5 protein-coding genes and 1 pseudogene are annotated in these 9,639 nt (G+C 45.7%); 4 read left to right on the forward strand and 2 right to left on the reverse strand.

The window, feature by feature from the left end; translation table 11 throughout:
* Both QUB12_RS35420 and QUB12_RS35425 read right to left on the reverse strand, forming a co-directional pair.
* Positions 1-553: pseudogene (locus tag QUB12_RS35420) on the reverse strand (RNA-guided endonuclease InsQ/TnpB family protein); the annotation flags it as partial.
* The gene (locus QUB12_RS35425) at positions 516-1,070 is read right to left on the reverse strand and encodes an IS607 family transposase (RefSeq protein ID WP_333310802.1); all 555 of its coding nucleotides are present in this window, start codon (positions 1,068-1,070) and stop codon (positions 516-518) included. The pseudogene QUB12_RS35420 and the gene QUB12_RS35425, both read right to left, overlap by 38 nt.
* A 613-nt stretch (positions 1,071-1,683) precedes the next feature.
* Between QUB12_RS35425 and QUB12_RS35430 the strand changes: the two genes are divergently transcribed.
* From QUB12_RS35430 to QUB12_RS35445, 4 genes are all read left to right on the forward strand, one after another.
* Positions 1,684-2,970 (forward strand): chemotaxis protein, encoded by a 1,287-nt coding sequence (locus QUB12_RS35430; protein WP_333310798.1) that lies wholly within the window; start codon positions 1,684-1,686, stop codon positions 2,968-2,970.
* Positions 2,971-3,172: 202 nt separating this feature from the next.
* Positions 3,173-5,095, forward strand: a complete 1,923-nt coding sequence (locus QUB12_RS35435; protein ID WP_333310800.1) for a response regulator — start codon at positions 3,173-3,175, stop codon at positions 5,093-5,095.
* 270 nt (positions 5,096-5,365) lie between these two features.
* Positions 5,366-8,836, forward strand: coding sequence for a PAS domain S-box protein (locus QUB12_RS35440; protein WP_333139574.1), 3,471 nt, complete (start codon positions 5,366-5,368; stop codon positions 8,834-8,836).
* A 283-nt stretch (positions 8,837-9,119) separates the two neighbouring features.
* Entirely contained in the window at positions 9,120-9,506 is a 387-nt protein-coding gene (locus QUB12_RS35445; protein ID WP_333139573.1) for a response regulator, read from the forward strand.
* The last annotated feature ends 133 nt before the right edge of the window (positions 9,507-9,639 follow it).

Raw genomic sequence — 9,639 nt, forward strand, 5'->3', positions numbered from 1 at the left:
TTTTAGACTCTGGAACGTCCATCTCTACAGGCATATTTACAAACCAGCGCCCCTTGTTGTAGGTGACTTCTACGGCTCTATCGTAGTTAATTAAGCAGAAATCTTGCCCTGTCCATAGAGGTTTCTCTAAACCTTTACTAGAATTGGTCATTAAATGACCGTTCTTATAGTCCCCCGGAGCAAACTGAATGGTCTGTTTTTGGGATCGTATCGATCGGAACCGAGCTAACTTCAATCCGACTAAAGGATTGATTTTTGCCTTTTTCCCTTTACCTATTTGAGCGGGCTGCTTATCGGTTTTTTTCCAAGCTGTGTAAGCCTCAAAGAGTGCATTATCTAACCCGTGAGCTATGCCTAGTTCTTTGCACCATTCAGGAATTATTTGGGAGTCCCAAGTTTTACAAAAACTCCGAAAAGCTTGCTTCCCTGAAGTTTTTAAGACTGGTTGATTAGTTTTTTTGTCCACAGTATAATACGTGAATTTTCCTTGATGTTGATTCAGGTAAGCAATCGCGTTATTGTAGACTTTTCGATTGGCATGAATTCTCAGCATCCAGATTCTTTTTGTCTCCCCCTTTGGGTAAACTCGGTACGTCATAGTCTTCAATGATTTGCTTTTTATACTTCCTGAGTCCGTAGAGTCGGCAACGGTCGCCGTGGATGATTGCGAGTATGTCTTCAACCATTTCTCTTTCTGGACTAAGTGAACTATTGTTGAGAACCAAAATCTTACACCCGCCCCGCTCCGCAAACCATGAGATAAGATCGAACCCGAACCGACACAATCTATCTTTTGAGGCAATGACAACCATTCCGATGTCGCCCGTGTAAATGTGTTCCAGTAGGGTGATAAGACCTTTCCGTTTGAAATTGAGGCTGCTCCCGATGTCTTGGATAATTTCACCTGCGGGGTAGCGAGACACAAGAAAGTCAGCCTGTCGTAGAAGGTCGGCTTTTTGACTTCGACTGCTAACTCTGGCGTAGAGGATTGTTGGTTGAGTAGATGGAATATCGACAATTGAGTCTCCGTCATGTCGTGGCTGTCCTGAAGGTGTTCTGTACGCTTTGATTTTCCCTTCTTTTTCCCACTGCTAAGCGTGTTTTTGCACATACTCCGAGTCGTTGAATAGCGATTCTTGGTGGTACATACTTGGACATGGTAGGTTTTTCTAAGTGAATCACTCTCTCATACACCAATTGTCGGACTTATTACGAAAAATGTCTGAGAAATGCCCCTCCTAGGGATTACTCTTTCTTGTGGGCGAGTGACCCCCACTTCACCGCTTTACGAGCGCGAAAGCGGTAGGAGGAAACGGGGGGAAGGGATACGGCTGTATAATCGATCGCTTCTGGTTGTGTTTGTGAACTGGGTTGTTGATGGAAACTAAGCAATTCCACTCCCATTGCTGGGGTGAAGTTAGCACGCGCCTTTGTTTTCTGAGCTGATTCGGCTAATGGCACGTCCTTAACCCAAATAAAAATGTTTAACCCTTAACGACAGAACATGGGACTAGCTACGTATCCGCTTGGTGTCATTACTGTCAGGCTGGTCAACTGAAAATGAAGTTTTAGGCGCGAAGCCCAGTCACTTCCGTGCTGGGTCGTTGACTACTTTCAACAATCTTATTCCAGTATAATATTAATATATAATTTGTTAACTTGTACTTAACACTATCCGGGTAAATGAGCAATCCAACTCAACTCACCCCCGATTTCACGATCGGACATCTGCCGTGTCACGACTTCCAAGTGAGCGCTACAACTCTAGGACAGGTAGTGGCTGAAAGATTTGAGCAAGAACCAGACCTGCCAGGAGTCATTATTACTCATGAATCACAGGTATTGGGCATGATTTCTCGCGTCAAATTTCGAGAGCAAATGAGTTTTCCCGATCGCGTAGAACTTTACGGGTCACACCCGATTCGAGCCTTGTTAGATTTTATTAGAATTCCGCCTTTGCTGCTTTCGGAAAACTGGAAAGTTGACGATGCCGTCCAAGCGTCTTTCCACAGGCACAAAGACTTGATTTATGAACCGATTATTGTGGTAAGGGAAGACCAGAGCCACCACCTTTTGGACGTTCATACTCTGGTGATTGCCCAGTCAAAGCATTTAGCGCAAGCTAACAAACTTCTTCAAAAATACCGAGTAGAAAGACACAAGTATTTGGCGCTACTTCAACAAGAACAGGCTAAGGTTCACGAATGTAATGAGCTTTTAAAAATCCAACAACGTCAAACAGAAAAATTGCATACTAATCCCAGTGCCCAGCAAGTGGCACTGGTCAAACAAGCTGAAGAAATTGCTCAAATGAATCAGCGATTTGTGAGGATTGCGAAACTGATTTCTTCCGAAGGTCGCCAAGCATTTCAAGCTACTTTTCAAGGCGCTAATTCTATTTGCAACAATACAGATAAAATTTTGGGCGTGGGCAAAGCAATAGCTAATGATTTAGAAACGGTTAATCGCACTTCCCGAACCATCCGGGAGGCGATCGAACAAGTCAGGCATTTAGCAGTACAGGTGGCTGTAGTTACCAATCAAATGGGAAGTCAGCCCAGCGGTCTGAGCAAAGTGAGTCTAGAAATTGGCAGACTGGCAAGTAAAACTTTTGAATTGGGGACTCAAATGGAGCAAATTGCCAGCCGGTTTAAACTTCGAGTTCACGAAATCACGGAGGCAGCAAGAGCGGGTGCTAATGTGGCTAAATCCGTGACGATCAAGATCGATCGCGCAGAAATGGCCCTGTTAGAGTTGGAAGAATTAATAGCGGAAAAAAATTTCAATTCCTTGACCGCTATCCAAGAACCTTTGGCAGGCATAAAAAGTGTTACCGCTGATTCTTTAGTTCGAGAGACAGAACAGGCCGAAGTTACGGTTTCCGAGTTGGAAGACTTAGTTAAACATCAAGATTCCTCGCAATATCTGATTCAAAAGATTCAGCAGGCGCTGAAGTCCAAAAAGCCCTAAAATCCCAGCGTGAATCTAATGAAATATTTGGAGAGGAAAACAAACAAAATAAAAATAATAATTGACTATTATCCTCTTGGTCAAAGACTATTTGTTATACTGAAGGTGGGGAATTTTTAAATGGGGTTGTAAAAAGGCTATTTAATTAGCCCCAAAAACCGATAAAAAGTTCTAAGAATAGTTGGAATGACAGGTGAGGTTTATGAAAATCCTGCTGGTAGAAGATGACACAGTTACAGTCAGTTTGCTGACTCAAGCGCTGAACTCTCACAATTACAATGTGAATGCGGCTGCAGACGGTGAAACAGCGTTGCATTTGGTGCAGGCATACGATTACGACCTGATTGTTTTGGATGTGCTGATTCCTAAACTCGACGGCATTAGTTTGTGTCGGAAATTGCGATCGTCCGGCTGCCAAATGCCGATTTTACTGCTGACAGCGCTAGATAGCAGCAACGATCGAGTCCAAGGTTTAGAGGCTGGTGCAGACGATTATGTGGTCAAACCCTTTAATCTCGAAGAATTAATCGCTCGAATTCGGGCTTTGCTGCGCCGGGGTAAGGCAACTTTGTCGAGTACAAATTTAACATGGGAAAAACTGCAAGTCAACCCGGACACTACGGAAGTAACTTATGCCGAAAAAGTGCTGCACTTGACTCCCAAAGAGTACAATTTGCTAGAACTTTTCCTGAGAAATCCTCGGCGCATTTTCAGTCGCAGCGCCATCCTCGATCGCATTTGGTCGGCCGGCGAATTTCCTCAAGAAGAAGCCGTTACCGCTCACATCAAGGGGCTGCGGCAGAAGCTGAAAGCAGCCGGGATGACAGTAGATTTAGTGGAAACAGTGTACGGATTGGGCTATCGGCTCAAAAGTCTGCCGGAGGAGATTGAGAGCCAACAAGTTGGGCAGGAAACGGCAGAAACTGCTAAGACTCAAGAGACTTTATCTCCTGAATCCAGCGAGTCGAGCCAGGAATTAAACAAAGACGAGCGCCGTCTCAAAGTCTTGAATGCGATTGCCCAAATGCGGGAAAATTTAAAAGCTAATTTTATAGAAAAGGTGGCGATATTCGATCGCGCGCTCGCTCAACTGAAAAACGGAAGCTTGGAGGGCGAAGTGCGCGAGGAAGCCCAGGCTCAAGCTCACAAATTAGTCGGTTCTTTGGGAACGTTAGGGCTGCCGAAAGGTTCGGAAGTTGCGCGCCAGATAGAACATTTGTTCAAGCCTGAAAACATCTGGAAACCGGATACGGCTCAGCAGATTGAAGGCTTTCTGCATCAGATCAAACAGATATTCGATCGCCCGTCGCCCGAACCAGAAGGCGATTTGGTTCCTGCGGTTTCCCAAAAGCGCCGAATGCTGATTGTTGAGGATGATAATTTTGGGAGCGATCAACTCAAAACAGTAGCATCCGGTTCCGGCTTCCAGATAGAAGTCGCCAACTCTCCGCAAGCGGCAAGAAATGCGATTTCTCAACAGCCTCCCGACGCGATTTTGCTGGATTTGACATTTTCCAAAGCTCAGGAAAACGGACTTTCTCTCCTAGCCGAACTCCTCCGTGAAAAACCCGAAATTCCGGTGATGGTTTTTAGCGGGCACAATCAATTGAGCGATCGAATAGAAGTTGCTCGTTTGGGAGCTTCGGGCTTTTTACACAAATCTATGCCCCCAGCAGATATACTCAAAGCAGTCGCCCAAGTTCTCGACCAGACCGGCCCTGCTGAAGCTAAAGTTATGGTGGTAGACGATGACGTGCATCTATTGGCTGCACTGCAAGTGATTCTAAAACCTTGGGGATTTCAAGTAACAACATTGGACGATCCCGAAAAGTTCTGGGAGGTACTCGAAACGACTTGTCCCGATTTGCTAATTTTAGATGTGGAGATGCCCGGTTACAGCGGTATCGAGCTGTGTTTGGCAGTTCGCAACGATTTGCGCTGGAGCAAGCTCCCCGTGCTATTTTTGACAGCTCATTCCGAATCGGAAATAGTGCGCCAAATGTTTGTCGCAGGTGCTGACGACTACGTGAACAAGCCGATCGTGAAACCGGAATTGATTGCTCGCCTCCTGAATCGTTTGGAGCGGACTCAACTGAGAAACAGACTGGCTCAGGCACAGCGCTAATCCCATTTTAGATTTAAAAAATTAAAGAATTAAAGAATTGAAGAAGTGGGAATGACTGATGAGATATGGGTTTCGATCGCGTACCTACACTTGTATTCTTTTTTTTTAATGGGATAACTAGGAGCAAATATGCAGTGCGTGTCCGAAACAACTCAGGAAGCCTTAGCCAAGACTGGGGATTGTTAGATTGTGTGATTGCGACGCGGTGCTGTTGATTGATGCTTGCCCGCCGATCGAGAACACAGGCTAATTTAGAGAAGTATTAATCAGATGAAAGCAATGGTATTGCCCTCAGACACAGGCACTCTCAATAACAGCGACTGCGAACTAATTTACGCCCCGGGTTCCATTCAACCTCACGGCATCCTTTTGGTGCTGGAATCTCCGGCGTTGAAAATTTTGCAAGTTAGCAACAATACTTTTGAGGCGATGGGCCTTTACCCCGAACAACTTTTGGATCAATTTTTAGAGGAATTTGTCGAGATTGAGGAAATTGAGGCTATTGAAAAAGCTTTATTTGAAAACGACCAACAACGTAACGCGCTCAGATTATCATTCAAAAGTCAAGACCGCAAGTCTTTTTTTGAGGGGACGCTGCATCAATCAAATTCAGCATTAATTGTTGAACTAGAGTCGGTTGTTTCCCCAAAAACGAGCGATTGTTTCAATTGTTATAATTTAGTCCAAGAGCCGATCGACAAAATCCACAAAACACCAAACCTGCAAGTGCTGTGTCAGACAGCAGTTGAAGAAGTGCGGAGGATCATCGGTTTCGATCGAGCGATCGTCTATCAATTTGATGCCACAGGTGCGGGGCAAGTTGTCGCCGAAGACAAAGTAGAAAGTTTGGCTCCTTTATTGGGACTGCACTATCCGGCTACCGATATCCCCGCCCCGGCAAGAAACCTCTTCCACATGAATTTAATTCGGTTTATTCCCGATATTAACTGTCAGCCTGTAGAACTAATTCCTCACTGCAATCCGCTGACGGGTCGCCCTTTAGATATGGGTGGCTCTTTGTTGAGAACAGTTTCGCCTTGCCACGTTCAATATCTCACAAATATGAACGTTGCCGCTAGCATGACCCTAACATTAATCAAAGATAAAAAACTCTGGGGATTGATCGCCTGTCACCACCCAACACGAAAGTATGTCAACTACGAAACAAGAACTGCTTGCGAACTGCTAGCCAAGTTTGTAAATCTAGAACTCAGCTACAAACAAGATAGCGAAGACCGGGAATATGCAATTTATTTAAAAGCACTTTGCCAAAAATTTATCACAGAAATTTATCAAAAAAACTGCTTTGTAGAAGGTTTACTAACATACCGAGATGAATTGCTGGGCTTAGTGGGTGCTACCGGTGGAGTTGTGTGTGCAAATGAAAATTTAACCACCATCGGGCAAACCCCGGAATTGGTAGAAATCGAAAACTTAATTGCTTGGATAAAAACTCAAATAAATAATGAGGTTTTTTATACAGATTCTCTCTCAAAACTGTATCCACCAGCCGAGAACTTTCAAGAATTTGCTAGCGGTTTGCTGGTACTTGCCATGTCCGAGATGCAAAATTATTACATTTTGTGGTTCCGTCCCGAAGCACTTCAAACTGTCAACTGGGCAGGTCCACCAGAGGGGCAAATTGAACTTAAAGCGGATGGCAGCCGATTGATGTCTCCTCGCATTTCCTTTGAGTTGTGGCAAGAAACTGTGAGGTCAAAATCTTTGCCTTGGCAGCCGTGCGAAATCGAAATAGCCCGAGAACTTCGAGTTGCTATTACTAGCATAGAGTTGCGAAAAACCAATGAGCAGCTTAGCTTAGCTTTGTCGGCTACCAAAATTGGATTTTGGGACTGGGACGTGCAGAAAAATCGCATAGTTTGGTCGAGGGAACACGAAGAGTTGTTTGGGTTGACCCCGGGCTCTTTTGCCGGAACTTATCAAAGTGTTGCAGCTTGCGTTCACCCAGAAGATTTAAAAAGTATGGAGAATGCTATAAATCAGGCGATCGCCCAGCGAGGAGATTTCTGTCACGAAACCCGTGTGGTTTGGCCCGACGGCAGCATTCACTGGATGGAGGGGAAAGGTAAGTTTTTTTACAACGAAGCAGGCGATGCAGTGCGGATGGTGGGGACTGTTACAGAAATTACCGATCGCAAAGCTAGAGAATTACAGTTGCGCCTGTTGGAATTAGTAGTCACCACCACTAACGACGCCGTGTTAATTACCGAAGCTGAACCGATTGAGGAACCGGGCCCGCGAATTCTTTATGTCAACCCAGCTTTCACGCGGATGACCGGCTATACGCTAGAAGAAGTTGTGGGCAAAACGCCGCGCATCTTGCAAGGACAAAAAACAGATCGCGCCAGTCTCCATCGAGTTCGGACAGCTTTGAAAACCTGGCAGCCGGTGCGGGTTGACTCGATCAATTACCGCAAAGACGGGACGGAATTTTGGGTAGAAATGAGCATTGTGCCCATAGCGGACAAAAATGGTGAGTTTACCCACTGGGTATCAGTGCACCGGGATATTAGCGATCGCAAATTTGCTGAAGCCGCCCTCCAACAGCTCAACGAACGGTTAGAAATGCGAGTTTTGCAGCGCACCAGAGAACTAGAAAGCTCTCAAGCAGAACTCCGGGAAAGCGAAGCTTTATTTCGCTCTCTGAGCGAGAGTTCCCCCGTGGGTATTTTCAAAATTGATACTGAGGGGAAATGTACCTATACAAATCCTCGCTGTCAAGCAATTGGTGGCTTCACACCTGCAGCAGCTTTAGGAAACGGCTGGATGCGGTTTGTTCACCGCGAAGACCTCAAACTAATTCTGTCTAAGTGGCCCCAATCGCGATCGCTAGATGGGGAATTTTCCTGCGAATTCCGCCACATCCAGCGAGACGGAACCATCCGGTTTTGTCGGCTGAAAACAGCTCCGATTTTTTCCGACAGATCTCAACTAATTGGTCACGTCGGCACAGTCACAGATATCACAGAAAGTCGGGCAATTGAAAAAATGAAAAATGAGTTTATTTCGATTGTCAGCCACGAACTGAGAACGCCGCTTGCCTCGATTCGCGGTTCTTTAGGTTTGCTGGCGGCTGGGGTACTGAAAAGTAAACCGGAAACGGCTAAACAGATGTTAGAAATCGCTTCGAGCGATACCGAACGGTTAGTGCGTTTGGTAAACGATATTCTAGACTTAGAGCGGCTCGAATCAAGCCAAGTTATCCTCGTCAAGCAGTGGTGCGATGCCCAGGTTTTGATGCGGAAGTCTGCAGAATCTGTACTTTCTTTGGCTGCTGAAAATAACATTGATTTGTCGATTTTGCCCCAAAAAGCAAAAATTTGGGCTGACCCGGACAGAATTGTTCAACTGCTGGTAAATTTGTTGAGCAATGCGATTAAATTCTCCGCTCCAGGGAGTACAGTAACTGTCAGGGTTGAAGATTTGGGCGATTCCCTACGGGATAGCTACGCTTCACGGGTTTTATTTGAAGTCAAAGATCGAGGGCGGGGGATTCCTGCTGATAAACTAGAAACTATCTTTGGACGGTTTCAACAGGTGGATGCTTCTGACTCCCGCCAAAAAGGAGGTACGGGTTTGGGTTTGGCTATCTGTCGCAGCATAGTACAGCAGCACGGGGGCAGAATTTGGGTCGAAAGTGTTCTCTCAGAAGGAAGCAGTTTCTATTTCACAGTGCCCGCACAGTTGGAAGGCGAAGGGGGAAAAAGTTTGGAGTTTTGAGATTGCTTTCATAAGACATCGCGAAAGCTAACGTTCCTCGCAACGCACGCGGGGAGAATGAGTTTGCAAGGGCTATATATCGATTTTTCTGTTCTCGGTTTAAGTAGGTGAGCGGCATAATATAGCAACCGCGCCCGACGATTAGGACGTTTTTAAGTGCTGAAACTCTTAATTTTATTGCTTCTTCTTTCTGCTATATCTGTCAAGAAACCCGGTTGAGGAGGCAGCGTGCGTAAGTCCTTTTTCGGTTTACCATGATTTATTTAAAATTTGAGTTTTAATTATGTCAGCAAAGCGCATTTTGGTAATCGATGATGAAAAAAACCTCTGCAGCGTGATTCAGGCCTGTCTGGAGCATTTAGGCGGCTGGACGGTACTAAGCGCGCCCGACGGCAGCCAAGGATTGCTTTTAGCTGAAACTCAACTCCCTGACGCTATTCTGCTAGATGTGATGATGCCGGATATGGACGGAGTTACTCTGTTTGGTTTGCTGCAAAACAATGCGGCTACTCGCGGGATTCCGGTGATTTTCCTGACGGCTAAGGTGCAGGCGATGGATTTGAGCGAATTTGCTGATTTGGGGGTAGCGGGGGTGATTGCAAAGCCTTTCGATCCTTTGAGTTTGGCACAGCAAGTGGCGGAAATTCTGGGTTGGGAACCGTTGCTTTAAACTTGGGTAAAATGCGATCGCAGATAGCCGCTCAAACTCGGCATTTGAAACCGCTACTATAGCAATCCTAAATCATTCATGTAAATTTGTAGGGGTAGTGCTACCCCTACTCCCCGTGCCTACCCCCTATCTA

It is taken from the genome of Microcoleus sp. B7-D4, from assembly GCF_036705125.1.
Taxonomy (GTDB): domain Bacteria; phylum Cyanobacteriota; class Cyanobacteriia; order Cyanobacteriales; family Microcoleaceae; genus Microcoleus.